Origin of the sequence: Lacinutrix sp. Bg11-31 (assembly GCF_002831665.1) — a bacterium.
Classification (GTDB): domain Bacteria; phylum Bacteroidota; class Bacteroidia; order Flavobacteriales; family Flavobacteriaceae; genus Lacinutrix.
Map to the genome: position 1 here is coordinate 3,647,447 of NZ_CP025118.1, position 17,554 is coordinate 3,665,000.

Genomic DNA, 17,554 nt, shown 5'->3' on the forward strand with positions numbered 1-17,554 from the left:
AATTAGGCTTCCGCATTAAAAAACACTTTATAAAAGTGCATTTTCTTTTCTTCGTCATAACCACGTTCTAAATATTCTTGTGCAGCATCTGGTGCATCGATATCTAGTTTTATCTGGATATTTGTGTCTAATTTAATATCGGTTTTAATTTTCTTTTTGTCCTTTTTTACAACAGCTTCAGCAAGATCAAATTGGTTACGTAGTACAACATTTAATTCTCCTTCGTATTCTTTTTTAAAATCTTCAAATTGCTGAATGTGCTTTTCGTCTGTAAAAATCTCTTCTTTAAAACGTTCTATATTTATAATTTCGTTTTCTTTAAAATAGTCGATTGTTTTTGCTAAAAAGATGTTTCGCTCTTGTTCACCATAGCTGGTTTTTAAAATTTCGGTAGAAAATTCACTACACATATCGAGATAGTTGTGTGTGTGATTGTTACTATCGTCTGCATATTTTATATTTAAAAACTTATCTAACCAATATTGCGCATCGTAACTATTATTATCTACAGTTAAAATAATGTTGCCTTCCATATCTGTTTGATTTAGAATTAAACATCCTTTATCTACTTTTTTAGAACTAATTCCTTTTTGTACTAAAACATCGTAACTGTTATTTTCTAAATAGGTTTGAAAGAAATCTATCTTATTTTCAATTTTAAAAATACCAATAGCATTGGTTACCATTTCTTTGTATTCTATGCCTTCGAAAACAGCAACCAAAACATCGCCAGTTTTTATTTGTGCAGAGTTACTTTGTTCGTACAAATGCTTTACAATATTTTTTGAGGCTTCTACAAATGCATCATCATCGTTAAAGATGTTTTTAGCATAGGCATTAATTTCATTTAACTCCACATTTGCATGATGGTTAAAACGGTAACTTTGTACTACAGAACCAAAAGGTCTTAGTAAAAAAGGTAGCATAAGTTCGTAACTGTCTTCATCAAAATGTACTTCTTTATCGGAAAAAGCATTTTTTGTATCGTTATGTTTGTTACCAACTTTGTGAATTATAAATTTTGAAATTGTTGCGGATTTACGTGTAATCATCTTAAAAATGGAAGTTTATATTTCTAATTACAATAGTAAACATTTCAGCAGAAAAAAGGAATAAAAAAACCGAAGACTTTGCTTCGGTTTTTTAATAAAAACAGGCTTGTTAATTATTTTGAAATATTATAATAATTGGTTACTGCATTGAAATCGTTAATATCAATTCCTGCTTGATTTAGCGTATTGTAAATTTGTTGTTTGCCATTACTGGTTTTACTTGTACTAGTAGATTCTATAATTACAATCTTAAGAGTATCAATATCACCAGCACTAATGCTGTGCGAGCTTCCGTCTCCACCATCTACATAATCTAAGGCGTAAAAACCAACACCTATAGTTACAGATACACTAAAAGGTATAATGTCTTGAACGGCAGGTAATGGGTGCCAATTTGCACCTCGTTTAATATAACCTAATACTACATCGTTATCTATTACATCTTGAGTTAGTTCTGGAACAGTTACATCGTCAAAGCTTCCAGAAGCTGCAGACATATCGAATGTTAGCACTTCTACATTTGCATTTCCATCTGTGCCATCTGCACCATTTGCTCCAGTTATTCCTTGTTCGCCTTGTGGCCCTGCAGTTCCATCTTCTGTAGAACACGAGAAGCTAAAAGCGACTATTAAAGCTAAGACTACATACTTTGTTTTTGAGATTGTTGATTTAATTGTTTTCATAATTTTAAATTTTTAAAAGGTGATTAATAGTTTATTTATTACTTAATGGGTTGCTATATTTAAAGGTTAACATGTAGAATAAAAAAAAGCCGAAGCGTTAGCTTCGGCTCTTAAACAAACTAACCTAAAAACAAAATACTATCTGTTAATTATAAGGGAGTAAGTTTTAAGTGTATGGTGTTTTTTGTAAATCTATAATTATTTACATTAGTTTTTTGTAGCCTGAAGTAGCAATAGCAAAATTTTCCACTTTAAGCGAAACGCACTTCATTGTTGTGGTTTTTGCCTTTCTTTTAGAGGTGTCTGTCATTATTGTTTCCATTGGTAATCCATTTATCATAGACATCCAACTTTGGTCTATTCCTTTTTTCTGTTTTGTTTTATAAAAAGTTTTAGCAAAAGAAACGCCAGCGCTTTCTGTAATCCAAACTTTGCCATGCATGTCCTTTCCTTTAACGGCATATTCTTTACATGGATAGCCTAATATACTTTTGGTATTTCCAGTTGCCACTACAGGATATTCGGTTTCTGCTATAGCTTCATCTGTAAGTTCTCCTATATTTAGATTCATAGACATTAGTGTTTTATCACCATTATTATCCATAAACATAAATAGAACATTTTCTTTTAAGTCCATAACAGTAATGGTTTTGTTTCTTGCGTCCGGAATTTCGAAACCTAAAAAATTGTGATCATTATTTAAGTAATAAGCAATATTAACTGGTTTTTTACCATTGTCTATTTGCATTACATATTTATGGCTAAATTGATATGTATTAGCAGGAATTGCATTGGACACCCCAAATATGTTTTCATTTTTATTCTTTGCTTCTTTCTTATTCTTTTTAGAATTATTAAAAGTGGAATCAAAGGCCTTGTCTGTTTCACGTTCTGTTTTATCTTCAACTTTCTTTTCTAAGGTTTTTTCTACTGCTTTTTCGGCTTTCTTTGCAAGTTTCTTCCAAATTTGTGCTTCAGTATTTGTGCTAAAACAAATAGTAATAATGATTAATAGTGCTTTTAAGGTTTTCATTTTAAAATATTTATGGATTATTGTGATTGTTTTGTATTCAGTTTTTTTGTGCTTCAGATAAATCTACTTTTTCTAAAAGATCTAAATAATCTATAGGTTTTTAATTGGCACTATCTTCTAAGGTTTCCTCATAATTGCTAATTAATACCTTGGTTTGTATGCTTAACAAATTGTCTTTTTTAACTATTAAAGAGACTGTTTCCTTTTCTTGAGCTATTATAATTATTGCAAAAGCATAGGCTAGTAGTGCTAACAGTAATTTTAATAGTTTCATAATTAATAGTATTAAGTTGTTTTCTACTTAATGTGTTAAGAAAGAAAAGGTTAACAGAATTGATTTTTTTATTGGAAAAAACTTAATTTAGCTTTGAAGGTGTTAACCTATTAATCAGTTCTGCCATTAAATGATAAACCAACAGGAAAACAATATTCTGGAAGATTTAAAACATGGATCTCAGCAAACACTTAGAAAAGTGTATGAAGACAATAGAGAGAAGTTTATAAATTTTGCAAGACGCTATAATCTACCGCAAGATGATGTGGTCGACGTTTACCAAGATGCTTATGTTATTTTTTATAATAATGTAATGTCTGGTAAAATTGAAACAATGACAAGTAGTGTTTCTACCTATTTATTTAGTGTTGGAAAGTATTTAATTTTCGATAAAATGAAAAAGAATAGCAAAAAAGCGGGTCCTAATTTTGATTTGGCTATTGTTAGAGATGCAGATGAAATTTTAGACACTATAGAAATTGAAGAACAAACATTAACTCATGAACAAGAATTATTGCGTAAACATTTTTCGAGTTTAGGAAAACAGTGTCAAGAATTGTTAAACCTATTTTATTATCGAGGATTTACCATAAAAGATATTTTAGAACACGGCAATTATAATAATGAAAATGTGATTAAAAGTGCAAAATCACGTTGTATGAAGACCCTTAAAGCACGTATTAATAGCAACATATAATGACTAACGAAGACCTACTATATCGCTACTTTTCTAATAGTTTGACTGAAAACGAACTAATAGATTTTAACAAACGCATAGAAACAGACGCTGAGTTTAAAGCCGATTTTGAATTTGAAAATAATTTAAAACAGGCTATAAAACAAAACAACACTACCGAGTTAAAAGAAAAATTAAAAGTTTTTGAAGCTGAAATTTCCGTAAAAGAACCTAGAACTACTAAGCCCCAATTTAATTGGCGAATAGCCGCATCAATAGTTTTGTTTATAGGAGCTGGCTGGTTTGGTTATAATGCTCTTTTTGGGGTAGACTACAATAATATTTATAACGCTAATTTTAATAATTATCCAAACACAGAGTTTACTATTACACGAAGTGATACTGTAGATTCGTATGAGCGAAAAGCATTTGTTGCTTACGAAGCTCAAGATTATGATAATGCAATTTTAAATTTTAATACCATTCCAGTAGCGGAACAAAAAGGATATCAAGATTTTTATGTAGCGTTATCTTATTTAAATAATAATGATTCTGAAAAAGCAAAGGACTTATTTAAAAAGACAGTTGCTTACAACAAAATGTTTGTAGCAGAGTCTCATTGGTATTTGGCATTAGTAGCTATTAAACAAAAAGATAAAATAGCAGCAATAAAACAGCTTAGAATTTTACTTGAGAATTTCGATTATAATAAATCTAAAGCAGAAGTTTTACTAAAAGAGCTACATTAATTTTTTCGCTTTATATATAGGAGTAGAAGTAAAAGTAGCACAACTGTTAATCCAATCCAGAGCCAATAGTTGGTAGTGTTTAAAACTGAAGTGTTTCCAGAAATAACAAAGCCAGACCAATAATAAGGATGTACTAAAGCATTTTGCCTGTTTGTATTTAAAAATGCTAATTGTGCTTTTTGTAAAGCAGAATTTTTAGTTTCCTTTTTAGATAGGTTTTTGTAAAAACTATCCATAATGTTTAAGGACGACGCATCATTTATTTTCCATAAAGTACTTGAGATACTTGCTGCTCCACTAAAGTAAAATCCACGAGCAAGGCTCAAAAAACCCTCACCACGTTTTAGACTTCCTATACCACTTTCGCATGCACTTAAGGTTACTAAATTAGAATTGAGGTTTAAGTTATACAAATCGCTTACATATAATAAGTTGTTGTTTGCTTTATTTGGTTGAAATGCTAAATACGAATATTCTGGAGTTTCATCATTTAAAACTGCATGAGTTGCAAAATGTAGGATTCCGTACTTATTGCTTTCTGTATTGAAATTTTCTAGTGTAGACTGGTTGTTTATTAATGATTTTCCTGTAAAGTAATTTAAAATTGCTGTCGCTTCAGTTTCGTTATTTGGTAAAGGTAATAGGGAAGAGGCTGTGTTGCTAAAACTAGGAGCAAAGGCTAGAACTTTATTATTTACACCTTTTTTTTCTGTAAGTTGTTTTAATAGTGTTGCCGAATTTGCATAGCTAATTGCGTAATCTTCTACCAAATATTTAGTTTTATCTAAATTTGTATTTAAGCCAGAAAACGGAATGTAATTAAGTAATCCGTCTGCAATTATAATAATATTTTTTTGTTTAATATTTTCTAAACTTGGCGCTACTAATTTCTTATAGAGATTATGTGTTTTGTTGTTTAAAACCCTAAGATTAGACTTTGGGTTGTTAAGCATTTGGTAGATTGTAATAATCTCGTTATTAAAATCTGTATCGATTTTAAATTGCTGTATTGTTTTAGAGTTTTTGGTAATTGCAATTGTGTAAATAGCATTGTTGCCATAAAAATAGGATAGTAAAATATCTTTTGGTTTTAATAGTTTTTGGAAGTTGGGTATAGAGACTACTTGCGAGTTGTATTTTAAATCATAATAATTTTTATAATTAGTTTCAATAGTAGTTATAAGTTCTCTATACTCGTTTTTTAATTGAAATAATGAATCTTGTAAAGCATCGACTTTAGTTTGATTAATTTGTTTTTCGGTATTGTTTATTTTCGATTTTAATACTTGCTCTTGCTCAATAATCTCTTTTGGTATATTAGCAAATGTAGTTGCTTTAGTACTTATAATAGCTTCTAGTAATAATACAGATTTGCTTTTTTCGGCATAAAAGAAAGCTTTGTCTATAAGTGAATCTTGTTTTGTTTTTTTATACAAATTGTAAGATGCTTCTAATCCAGACTCGAAAACAGGAAAAGCCTCTTCCATTAAAAAGAGTTTATCTGTGTTATTTTTAAAGCTAGGTTTTAAAATATCTAAAGTTTGTATTGCTTGATTTGCAATTGTAATGCTTTCGGAGTTATTAGCCAGTACATTTAAAATTTGTGCTTTGTTTTTTAAAATTTTTAAAACTGAAGTTTGGTTTATTGTTGATGGGTTTTCGTTTCTAGAAAATTGCTGCAATGCTAAATTGTAATTTTCTAAAGCTTTATCTGGGTTATTAAATTTTGTATGCAGTAAGCCAATTTCATTGTACGCTTCGGCAATATCATTATGTGGTAGGTTTTTCCATTTTTGCTTTATAAGTTTTAAAGCAGTTTGTAATTCTATTTCTGCTTCTGGATAGTTGTTTTTAGCTTGCAGAATTTTAGCTTTTGCTTTGTGAAAAACATGCCATCTCGGATGATTTTCTACTAAATTATTTTTTATTGTCTTTAGATAATAATCAGCACTATCTAATTGTTTTGTGTTTAAATAATTTTCTAATAAATGGTTTGCTTCGGTTATAATACTACTAGAACTCCCATTGTTTTCTAGATTATGTTTAAGAGATTTTTTAAAGTATTGATTAGATAAAGTATATTTTTTTTGGCTTTTTAAAACTTCGGCTAGTAAGCTGTATGTTCTATTTATTCTTTTAATATCATCTGCTTTTTTTAGTTCAAGTATTTCTATGCTTTTTTTATAATACTCTTTTGCTAAATCATATTTCCCGTCATTAAAATACGTTTTAGCTACAAAGCTATATGCACTTGTTAATAGCTCGGTATGATACGAATTCAATTCTTCGGTTTTTAAATTTTTGGTAGTATTAATTATCTTTTTAAATGCTTTTCTAGATTTGGCATAATCATTTATTATAAAGTAATAGATACCCTTATCTTGGTTTATAGAATTGGTGTAGAATAAAGCGTTTTCTGTTTCGTTTAATGCTTTTTTATTTTTTATTAGAATTGAATCCAGTTGTATGAAATTGACTTTCATTTTATCTAAATCGTAAAAATGGGCTGCACTTTTGTTAAAAGCGTTCAAGCTATTTATTAAAGATTCGAAATCATTTTTTTTTGTTGCTTCGAAATTTATTTTATTAAAATAGTGGTATGCAGAATCTTTGTTAGAATACACATGTTTATATGCTTTTGTATATAGAGCATACATCTTATTCTCATAAATAGAATCATTAGTATTTTGACCAATAGTTTGATTTATTGAAAATAAAAGAAATAAAATAAGCAAATTAATTCTCATAAAAAAAAGTCTTCAAAACGAATTGAAGACTAATTTACAAATATTTAAGTTATTAATATACAGTTGATTATTCTTATAGATCCTGAAAATTGCTTAGAAACGAATAGCTGCCATTTTCTGTTTGTACTGTAATCATAGCCTCACCAGTGAAATCGCTTTGAGATAATTCAAAAGTTTGATATCTACCTAAACCATTAGTATTTGCTATTGTGCTTATTTGCGAATTAGCATTTGTGTTTATTAAAGTACTTTGATCTGCAACAGTGGTAATAGTTAAACTCATTTGGTCTGTTCCAGGTTGCAAAACAATATTACTAACAGTATTATATATGTCTAAACATAAACAAGGCAATGGAGCAGGAAGAGGAGGAATAACAGGATTTATAATAAAAAATGCGTTTTCAGGACTAACAATAGAGTTAGCTTCTTCTTCGTTATTTACTATTTGGGCACTGGCTTCTACTATGCTTGCTTGCGCATCATTATAACCAGGATCGCTATCTGGAATTTGCTGCCAAGCTACTATTTGCAATTCTAACTCTGTGTTTTTTGTTTCTAAATAATATATACGTAAGTCGCCTTCGTAAATATAATTGGTAGTTGTAAATTCTACTTGTTCAGGTTCTTGTTCTGGGTTAAGGGTATCATCTTCATCACAACTTACATTGGTAAAAAAAATAAAGGATAATACTGCTAATACTACATAACGTTTTTTCATGGTTTTTAATGTTTAAAAGTTGTTTTGTAGTTAGTTTATAATATAGGAAGTATTAAAGTTAACATTTTTAATATGAAAAATAACTAAAATTGTGTGAATAGCCTGATTGTGTGTTTTTTAGGTAGGTTGTTTTATATAGTTGGTAAATAGTGGTTAATTAATCTCGTACAATAAAATACTATTACTATTACCTTTAGTAACAAACTCTAAAGACTTATCTCTGTCAATATTATCTAATTCTATAGATGAATTTCCATACACAGGAAAATTTTCGATAAGTTTTGCTTGGCTATCAAATAGTAGTACTTTTTGCGATTGTAAATCGGTTACAGAAATATAGATTTTATCCTTTATATAAAATATCTTTACAGGAGAGTAATTACCTAAATCTAACTCTAATGTTTCACTTTTTATGTTAAGAATATTTTCGTTTTGAGAAGCTAAAGTCTTAGTGGTAGCCGCTAAATGATGGTTTTCTGTTAAATTATATGGTTTAGTGTTAACCTTTCCTTTCTGGTCGATACTAATTATTTTGCCATCTGCAGTTGTAGTTGTAAAGGTGCTGTTATAGCTAAAAACAGGTTCGTTAGATAGCTCTAAATTAGAATCTAGTTTTATTCTAGTTTGCCCTCTTCTATTTAGAATATTAAGTTTCTTATCTGTTTTAATAAGTATGTAGTCCTTGTTGCCTATTCTAATATGTTGCGGCTGATGGTTAATTGTATTCTTGGCCGAAGAAAATTTAAAACCCTTAACCGTTTTTCCTTTGGCATCGTATAGCAACACATTCTTACCTTGTGTTACAAAAAGACGATAGTTTTTCCTTTTATCGTAATCAAAAACAGAAAGAGGTTGTGTAATTTTATCATTAAACTTTAGAGGATAGCCAGTAACATCTCTTCCTGTTCTATCTAGTAAATAAACGCGGTTTGGTGTAGCAAACACGAATTGTAATCTTCCATTTTTGTAAATATCTAGTTGTTCTATCTTACCTAGAACAGGACCATTAAGTTGTTTCTTCCACAGTATGTTGCCAATATTCGAAATTAAATACAACTTGTTATTTATATCTTGAACTATAATCTCTTTTTGTTTTGTTCTATGGTTGGTTACAAATTGTGGATTGTTTAACAAATCTGCATCTAGGCTAATATTTAATAATTCTGTAACAGCATTAGGTTCAATTTTTACTTTGTTCTTTTTAATAGCACCATGAAGGTGTGCGTAATGTGTATCGTAAACAAATTGCAATGCCGAAATTTTATAATCTTTAAAAGTACTTTCTAAATGAGTGTCTAAATTTAAATCTAGTAAATCTTTAAGCTTGTCATTACTTAAAATTTGCAAGATTGAAGATTCGTTACTAAGGTCTTTGGTTATATTCTTATAATAATCGCGACTGCTTAAAGTTGTTTTGTTTAAGTAATTGGCAATAATGTTTTCTAGCGTTTCTGTGTTTTTTGCAAAAATAAAAAACTGATCTATTGTACAATAGTATTTAGCTTCGCTATAATTTATTAAAGGATAGAAAGTGGTTTCAAATAATTCAGGTTTACTAAAATCGTAAATAGGAACTTGTCTAAAGTTCTCCACCTCATTGTGTTCGCTAACAAGATTGTCTTTAGTAGAAATAACATCAATAGAGTTTAAAACAATGGCTTGGTTTTCTCCTGTATATATTGTGCCAATTTCAATAATATTATCGAATAAGTTAGTAGTTGTTGTGCTATCCTCTTTTTTATTGAAAGTATCTAAATTACTTTTAAAGGACTTAAAATCATTAAAAGTGAAGCTCAAAAAACCATCAGAATTATTTGGAGTAATTTTAGCTAATTCGTTTTCCTGCGGAACTGTGTTTTTAAAAATATTAATTAACTTTTTAGAGGAATCTAATGCTTTGGTAATTCCATTAAAAAGTATTTCGTCTTGAGAAATAACGGCATCAATAGAAGTGTAATCACTAAAGTCTTTAAAAGGAAGAGCTTCCGAATTGAAAAAGGATTGTATTAAATTATCATTCGTGTTACCTAAAATTATCGAAACGGTATTGTCGTTGTTTATAGTATTAATAATTTTCTGGCGTTCTTCATTTTTACTCTTTTTAGTTAAAACAGTTTCTAAAAGTGTTTTATTAGAAGCTGCAATAGCAATACTGTCTTTAAAAGTAGTATACAGTATTTCGTTATTAAGCGTTATTTTTTGTGCAGGTTTATTTGCAATCTGTAAAGATTCAATTTTATAATTAGGTAAAGAATCTACAGAGAAAAGATTGTCAACTTGCTTTGTAGAAATTGTAAACTGAAGGCTGTCGTTCTTATCTTTTAAAAAAGAAAGTACAACTGGGTTTTCGGTGTTTATATGCTCTAAGTAATTTAGTTTTTTTGAAATACTTTTATAGGCTGAAGAAGGCATAATGCCATTAATAAAGGCGTTATTATTAATATTGGTTTCTAAACTTTCAGTATCGTTTATAGTCACAATAATTGAAGCATCATCAGGAACAAAATCGTAAATAGATGCTTTTTTAAAGCTGTTACTATTACAGCTAAATAATAAAGTTAATAGGATTAATATTAGATAAATACGCTTCATTATATAATTAAGGGATTTTTGCACATTCAAAATTACAATTCTAATTTTAATTGTTCGGGTAAAAGTCTAAAGCTTTTTCTGTGGTATTTAGTAGCACCATGTTTTCTAATAGCTTCTCTATGTTCTTTAGTTGGGTAACCTTTGTTTTTTTTCCAATTATACATTGGGAATTCTTCATGGATTTTACACATGTATGCATCGCGATATGTTTTTGCTAATACCGAAGCAGCTGCAATACTGGAATATTTACTATCTCCTTTTATTATAGTCTCAAATGGAATATCATTTAAAGGTTTAAACCTATTACCATCAACAATTATAAATTCAGGAGTAGGATCTAATTTTAATATTGAACGTTGCATAGCTAAAATTGAAGCATTAAGGATGTTTATTTCATCAATCTCTTCTTCAAAAACATGAGTGAACGCAAACGAAACGGCTTTATCTTCTATAATAGGTTTCAAGAAATCGCGTTTAGTTTCAGAAAGTTGCTTAGAGTCATTAAGAATTTTGTTCTTAAAGTTTTTGGGTAAAATTACTGCAGCAGCAGTAACAGGTCCAGCAAGGCAACCTCTGCCAGCTTCGTCAGTTCCACATTCTAGTTTGAATTTCGAAAATTTTAATTTTAGCATTTTAAAAGTTTAAACAAGTTCATTTATAATATTCTTAACAAAAAACAGTATAATTAATTGTAATATTATCATTCATTTTCAAGTTTCTTTAATATACTTAAGCGTTTCTATGTTTATTTACCAAACAGATTGAGATATTTCATATTTTTGGCAAAACTTTAAATTTTAACCTCCTCATTGTATTGCAAGGTTAAAAATAGATATCATTTAATGAATAAAATAATTTTTACACTTTTTTTAATATGTTTCGTTAGCATAAGCTATGCTCAAACAGAACCAAAACCAGGGAGAATAGATAAGACTTCAAAGAGTTTTTCTAATACTAAAAATAGTGATAGTCTTTCCAGAGGAGCTTCCAAAAACACAAGTAAAAAGAAGATAGAAGCGAAAATTACCGACTACCTAATTATATCTCATAAAAACGATACTACTTATGTAGATACTACACTTACAATCCAAAAAGAATACAAATACAATTACCTTAGAAAAGACGAATTTAATTTAATGCCTTTCTCTAATATTGGGCAAACATATAATACATTAAGTGAAGATTTTCAAAGCATCTCATTAATGCCAGAATTTGGAGCAAAGGCAAGGCATTTCAATTACATGGAAATTGAGGATATTTACTATTATCATGTCCCAACACCTTTAACAGAGTTAATGTATAAATCGGCTTTCGAACAAGGCCAATTGTTAGATGCTCTTTTTACGGTTAATACATCAAAGCAGTTTAATTTTTCTATAGCCTACAAAGGCATGCGTTCTTTAGGTAATTACCAACATATTTTAACAAGTACAGGTAATTTTAGATTAACCACAAGCTATAAAACTAAAAACAAAAAGTATGTAGCAAACTTGCATTTTGTATCTCAAGACCTTTTTAATGAAGAGAATGGAGGTTTAACAGATGAAAGTGTAACTTTTTTCGAATCTGGAGAAAAAGATTTTGATGATAGAGCAGTGTTAGAAGTAAACTTTGAAGATGCAGAAAGCACATTAAGAGGAAAAAGGTTTTATATAAACCATAAATATAATGTAATTAGTAAGTCAGATTCTTTAACAAGTAACAATTTAAACGTTACACACATCATGTCTTTAAAAGACAAAAACTATCTCTTCGAGCAAGATATTCAAAACGATATTTTCGGATCTAGTTTTAAAACGGAAAACCTTAGAGATCAATTCTCTTTAGAAGAATTGAGTAATCAATTACAATTAAATTATTCGAATAATATTATAGGAAACGTGCAGTTCAACGCAAGTCATACAAACTATAACTATGGTTATGATAAACTGGTTGTCTTAGACGGAAGCACAATAACCAATAGGCTAAAAGGAGATATTCTGGCCCTAGGAGGAAAGTATAATAAGCAAATTAAGGGCTTCAATTTTCAAGGAGAATTAGGAGTCAACGTATCTGGAGACTTTGGAGGGAGTTTTTTAAAAGCATCGGCATCCTATAAATTAAACAACGATTTAAGCGCCTCAGCTCAAATCAATCATAATACTTCAGCTCCCAATTATAACACGCAATTATATCAAAGTGATTATATTAACTACAATTGGAAAAATGAATTTAATACGGTAAAAACTCAACAGTTATCCTTTAATATTAAATCTCAAAAAATCGCCAACATTTCCTTAGATTTAACAACAATAAACGATTATGTTTATTTTGGATTAGACGAAACAACAAAGCTTGTAAAGCCATTTCAAAACGACAAATCAATAACCTACCTTAGGCTAAAAGCAAATAAAGAAATAAAATACAGAAACTTTGCGCTTAATAATACAGTAATGTATCAAAACGTAAAAGACGAAAACCAGGTTTTTAACGTGCCAGAAATAATAACACGTAACACGTTATATTATTCTAATCATTTGTTTAAAAAAGCAATGTACCTCCAAACCGGTATCACATTCAATTACTTCACCGCGTATAGCATGAATGGCTATGATCCAGTCTTAGCAGAGTTTTACACGCAGAATGAACAAGAGTATGGAGGTTTTCCAAGATTAGATTTTTTCGTAAACGCAAAAATTCGTCAAACAAGAATCTACATAAAAGCCGAACACTTTAACGCAGCCTTCACTGGTCATGATTATTTTTCAGCACCCAATACACCATTTAGAGATTTCAAAGTGCGTTTTGGCTTAGTTTGGAATTTCTTCCTTTAATAGAATTTATTGGGCGTTACCTTTCAGGTCGGGCTTTCGGCAGTCGCTCTCTGCGAGGAGCTTCAACAAAACCTCAATCCCTAACGCGGGTAAATAGCTATTGGCACGTTTAATCCCAATGTTTAGTACTCCAAAATATATGCGGTTATAATTCTATTCGTTCATCTGTACATTACAAAAATAATTATATGATCATTCTCAAGTACTAGAAGATAAAAACAATAAAACGAAACAAATAATAAGGTGTTAAACACCTAGTAGCGTAAAAGGATTTTATAAGAGTGAAATAGGGTATATATAATAAGGACAATCAAGATAAAAATACAGCAAAAAAAATAGCACTACAACTAACTGATTAGAAGACTTTAAAACGCATTCCAAAAATTAAAACTAAAAAACATTAAAATAAAGCTTGTGTAAGTAAAAAACGGTTGTACATTTGCAGCCGCTTAGCGCCGCAGTCAAAACGATAAGGTAAAAAGCGAAGTTCCTAAACAAGACGAAAAATAAAAATATAAAAAACTTCAAAAAAAGCTTTTTATATTAAAAAAGGTTTGTATATTTGCAGCCGCTTAAAACGTCAAAATTTAGAGCAAAAAAGTTCAGTGAAATTCAGTGTTTTTTTAGAGTGTTAAAGCTTTAATATTTTTTAAAAGAAAAACAAAAAAAACATTGCACAGAAACAAAAAGGGTTTTACATTTGCAGCCCGCTAAGTAATTTACTTATTTAGCAAATTAAAAATAAGAATACAAGTTCATAAACATATTGAATTGACAGCGTAAGTTTATAACTGGAAACGGTTGTAAACAAACAAGAGAATAAACCATTCGAGTACTAATTTAATTTCTTTGGTTGTTAAGCATATTAGTGGAAACACTTAAAAATTTAACGATGAAGAGTTTGATCCTGGCTCAGGATGAACGCTAGCGGCAGGCTTAACACATGCAAGTCGAGGGGTAACAGAGAAGCTTGCTTTTGCTGACGACCGGCGCACGGGTGCGTAACGCGTATAGAATCTACCTTATACTAAGGAATAGCCTTTGGAAACGAAGATTAATGCCTTATAGTATGATGACTTGGCATCAAGATATCATTAAAGATTACGGTATAAGATGACTATGCGTTCTATTAGCTAGATGGTGTGGTAACGGCACACCATGGCTACGATAGATAGGGGCCCTGAGAGGGGGATCCCCCACACTGGTACTGAGACACGGACCAGACTCCTACGGGAGGCAGCAGTGAGGAATATTGGACAATGGAGGCAACTCTGATCCAGCCATGCCGCGTGCAGGATGACTGCCCTATGGGTTGTAAACTGCTTTTATACAGGAAGAAACACTCTCTCGAGTAGAGAGCTTGACGGTACTGTAAGAATAAGGATCGGCTAACTCCGTGCCAGCAGCCGCGGTAATACGGAGGATCCAAGCGTTATCCGGAATCATTGGGTTTAAAGGGTCCGTAGGTGGATAATTAAGTCAGAGGTGAAATCCTGCAGCTCAACTGTAGAATTGCCTTTGATACTGGTTATCTTGAGTTATTATGAAGTAGTTAGAATATGTAGTGTAGCGGTGAAATGCATAGATATTACATAGAATACCAATTGCGAAGGCAGATTACTAATAATCAACTGACACTGATGGACGAAAGCGTGGGGAGCGAACAGGATTAGATACCCTGGTAGTCCACGCCGTAAACGATGGTCACTAGCTGTTCGAACTTCGGTTTGAGTGGCTAAGCGAAAGTGATAAGTGACCCACCTGGGGAGTACGTTCGCAAGAATGAAACTCAAAGGAATTGACGGGGGCCCGCACAAGCGGTGGAGCATGTGGTTTAATTCGATGATACGCGAGGAACCTTACCAGGGCTTAAATGTAGTGTGACAGGACTAGAGATAGTTTTTTCTTCGGACACATTACAAGGTGCTGCATGGTTGTCGTCAGCTCGTGCCGTGAGGTGTCAGGTTAAGTCCTATAACGAGCGCAACCCCTGTTGTTAGTTGCCAGCGAGTCATGTCGGGAACTCTAACAAGACTGCCAGTGCAAACTGTGAGGAAGGTGGGGATGACGTCAAATCATCACGGCCCTTACGTCCTGGGCTACACACGTGCTACAATGGTAGGGACAGAGAGCAGCCACTGGGCGACCAGGAGCGAATCTTCAAACCCTATCACAGTTCGGATCGGAGTCTGCAACTCGACTCCGTGAAGCTGGAATCGCTAGTAATCGCATATCAGCCATGATGCGGTGAATACGTTCCCGGGCCTTGTACACACCGCCCGTCAAGCCATGGAAGCTGGGAGTGCCTGAAGTCCGTCACCGTAAGGAGCGGCCTAGGGTAAAATCGGTAACTAGGGCTAAGTCGTAACAAGGTAGCCGTACCGGAAGGTGCGGCTGGAACACCTCCTTTCTAGAGAAAGACGACCAAGAATATTTATATGGAAAAAATTGTTTATTCTCCTGCTGTTAATTTAAATAAAACTTATAGTAGAGTCTCATAGCTCAGCTGGTTAGAGCGCTACACTGATAATGTAGAGGTCGGCAGTTCGAGTCTGCCTGAGACTACTAACTACTATAATAAAGGAAATTCTAGAAGTTGTCAATTCTAAATAATAAAATTCTGAATGCAATATTCGGAATTTATAATTGGGGGATTAGCTCAGCTGGCTAGAGCGCCTGCCTTGCACGCAGGAGGTCATCGGTTCGACTCCGATATTCTCCACAATTCAGTTTTAGACTGAAAAACGTTCATTGACATATTGAAAAAAGATACATGAAATTAAAGATTTGAGATTCGTCTCAATGACAATAATATTAAATACTAATAGTTAGCCACGAGCGACTATTAGTAATGTAACTCATTAAAAAAGCAAATAGTACAATAAGCTAAATAAGAGCGTATGGGGAATGCCTTGGCTCTCAGAGGCGATGAAGGACGTGATAAGCTGCGAAAAGCTACGGGGATTGGCACATACAAATTGATCCGTAGATATCCGAATGGGGCAACCCAGCATGTTGAAGACATGTTACACCGTAAGGTGAGCAAACCCGGAGAACTGAAACATCTAAGTACCCGGAGGAGAAGAAAACAATAGTGATTCCGTTAGTAGTGGCGAGCGAACGCGGATTAGCCCAAACCAGTAATGTTAAGGCATTACTGGGGTTGTAGGACTGCGATATTTGAGCTGTAATGAATTAGAATAGTTTGGAAAAACTAACCATAGAGGGTGATAGTCCCGTATAAGTAAAGAGCAGTAAGATAGCAGTATCCTGAGTAGTGCGGGACACGAGTAATCCTGTATGAATCAGTCGGGACCATCCGATAAGGCTAAATACTCCTGAGAGACCGATAGTGAACTAGTACCGTGAGGGAAAGGTGAAAAGAACCCTGAATAAGGGAGTGAAATAGATCCTGAAACCATACGCTTACAAGCGGTCGGAGCCCTTTGGGGTGACGGCGTGCCTTTTGCATAATGAGCCTACGAGTTACCGTTGCTAGCAAGGTTAAGTGATTAAGTCACGGATCCGTAGCGAAAGCGAGTCTGAATAGGGCGCTTTAGTTAGTAGTGGTAGACGCGAAACCGTGTGATCTACCCATGGGCAGGGTGAAGCTGTAGTAACATACAGTGGAGGCCCGAACCGATATACGTTGAAAAGTGTTCGGATGACCTGTGGGTAGGGGTGAAAGGCCAATCAAACTCGGAAATAGCTCGTACTCCCCGAAATGCATTTAGGTGCAGCGTTGATTTATAGTTTTATAGAGGTAGAGCTACTGATTGGATGCGGGGGCTTCACCGCCTACCAATTCCTGACAAACTCCGAATGCTATAAAATGTTAATCAGCAGTGAGGGCATGGGTGCTAAGGTCCATGTCCGAGAGGGAAAGAACCCAGACCATCAGCTAAGGTCCCAAAATATATGTTAAGTTGAATAAACGAGGTTGAACTGCTTTGACAGCTAGGATGTTGGCTTGGAAGCAGCCATTCATTTAAAGAGTGCGTAACAGCTCACTAGTCGAGCGGTTCGGCATGGATAATAATCGGGCATAAACATATTACCGAAGCTATGGACTTGTAAAAGTGGTAGGGGAGCATTGTAGTGGCGTTGAAGGTGTGCTGTGAGGCATGCTGGAGTAGCTACAAAAGAAAATGTAGGCATAAGTAACGATAATGCGGGCGAGAAACCCGCACTCCGAAAGACTAAGGTTTCCTCAGCTA

The 17,554-nt window shown here is 32.5% G+C and carries 11 protein-coding genes, 2 tRNA genes and 2 rRNA genes (1 of these 15 only partly in view); 7 read left to right on the forward strand and 8 right to left on the reverse strand.

Features of this window, described 5'->3' with window-relative positions:
• Positions 1–2 precede the first annotated feature (2 nt).
• From CW733_RS16300 to CW733_RS16485, 4 genes are all read right to left on the reverse strand, one after another.
• Complete coding sequence (locus tag CW733_RS16300; RefSeq protein ID WP_100998569.1) at positions 3–1,052, reverse strand: nucleoid-associated protein; 1,050 nt, start codon at positions 1,050–1,052, stop codon at positions 3–5.
• Positions 1,053–1,165: 113 nt separating this feature from the next.
• Positions 1,166–1,735 carry a hypothetical protein gene (locus CW733_RS16305; RefSeq protein ID WP_100998571.1) on the reverse strand — a complete coding sequence of 190 codons (570 nt, stop codon included), beginning with the start codon at positions 1,733–1,735 and terminating at the stop codon, positions 1,166–1,168.
• Positions 1,736–1,937: 202 nt separating this feature from the next.
• Positions 1,938–2,768 carry a DUF4412 domain-containing protein gene (locus CW733_RS16310; RefSeq protein WP_100998573.1) on the reverse strand — a complete coding sequence of 277 codons (831 nt, stop codon included), beginning with the start codon at positions 2,766–2,768 and terminating at the stop codon, positions 1,938–1,940.
• 100 nt (positions 2,769–2,868) lie between these two features.
• Complete coding sequence (locus CW733_RS16485; RefSeq protein WP_157811599.1) at positions 2,869–3,042, reverse strand: hypothetical protein; 174 nt, start codon at positions 3,040–3,042, stop codon at positions 2,869–2,871.
• A gap of 130 nt (positions 3,043–3,172) precedes the next feature.
• Between CW733_RS16485 and CW733_RS16315 the strand changes: the two genes are divergently transcribed.
• The gene (locus CW733_RS16315; RefSeq protein ID WP_100998575.1) at positions 3,173–3,739 is read left to right on the forward strand and encodes an RNA polymerase sigma factor; all 567 of its coding nucleotides are present in this window, start codon (positions 3,173–3,175) and stop codon (positions 3,737–3,739) included.
• Entirely contained in the window at positions 3,739–4,467 is a 729-nt protein-coding gene (locus CW733_RS16320) for a tetratricopeptide repeat protein (RefSeq protein WP_100998577.1), read from the forward strand. The genes CW733_RS16315 and CW733_RS16320 overlap by 1 nt, the downstream gene beginning before the upstream one ends.
• On the opposite strand, the gene CW733_RS16325 is transcribed toward CW733_RS16320, so the two are convergent.
• From CW733_RS16325 to CW733_RS16340, 4 genes are all read right to left on the reverse strand, one after another.
• Positions 4,464–7,214, reverse strand: coding sequence for a CHAT domain-containing protein (locus CW733_RS16325; protein ID WP_100998579.1), 2,751 nt, complete (start codon positions 7,212–7,214; stop codon positions 4,464–4,466). The genes CW733_RS16320 and CW733_RS16325 overlap by 4 nt on opposite strands.
• Before the next feature lie 73 nt (positions 7,215–7,287).
• Entirely contained in the window at positions 7,288–7,932 is a 645-nt protein-coding gene (locus CW733_RS16330; protein WP_100998581.1) for a hypothetical protein, read from the reverse strand.
• 153 nt (positions 7,933–8,085) lie between these two features.
• Positions 8,086–10,524 (reverse strand): ribonuclease HII, encoded by a 2,439-nt coding sequence (locus tag CW733_RS16335; RefSeq protein ID WP_100998583.1) that lies wholly within the window; start codon positions 10,522–10,524, stop codon positions 8,086–8,088.
• A gap of 32 nt (positions 10,525–10,556) precedes the next feature.
• Positions 10,557–11,156: a ribonuclease HII gene (locus CW733_RS16340; protein WP_100998585.1), complete on the reverse strand. Its 600-nt coding sequence runs from the start codon at positions 11,154–11,156 to the stop codon at positions 10,557–10,559.
• Between the two features lie 210 nt (positions 11,157–11,366).
• Here CW733_RS16340 and CW733_RS16345 point away from each other — a divergent pair, with 210 nt between their 5' ends.
• The 5 genes from CW733_RS16345 to CW733_RS16365 all read left to right on the forward strand — a co-directional run.
• Complete coding sequence (locus tag CW733_RS16345) at positions 11,367–13,337, forward strand: putative porin (protein WP_100998587.1); 1,971 nt, start codon at positions 11,367–11,369, stop codon at positions 13,335–13,337.
• 889 nt (positions 13,338–14,226) lie between these two features.
• Positions 14,227–15,747: ribosomal RNA gene (locus tag CW733_RS16350) — 16S ribosomal RNA — on the forward strand.
• An 81-nt stretch (positions 15,748–15,828) separates the two neighbouring features.
• Positions 15,829–15,902: transfer RNA gene (locus tag CW733_RS16355), tRNA-Ile, on the forward strand.
• Between the two features lie 83 nt (positions 15,903–15,985).
• Positions 15,986–16,059, forward strand: a tRNA-Ala gene (locus CW733_RS16360).
• Positions 16,060–16,216: 157 nt separating this feature from the next.
• Positions 16,217–17,554, forward strand: a 23S ribosomal RNA gene (locus tag CW733_RS16365) (it continues 1,483 nt past the right edge of the window).
• The 16S and 23S rRNA genes sit together here with 2 tRNA genes alongside, the layout of an rRNA operon.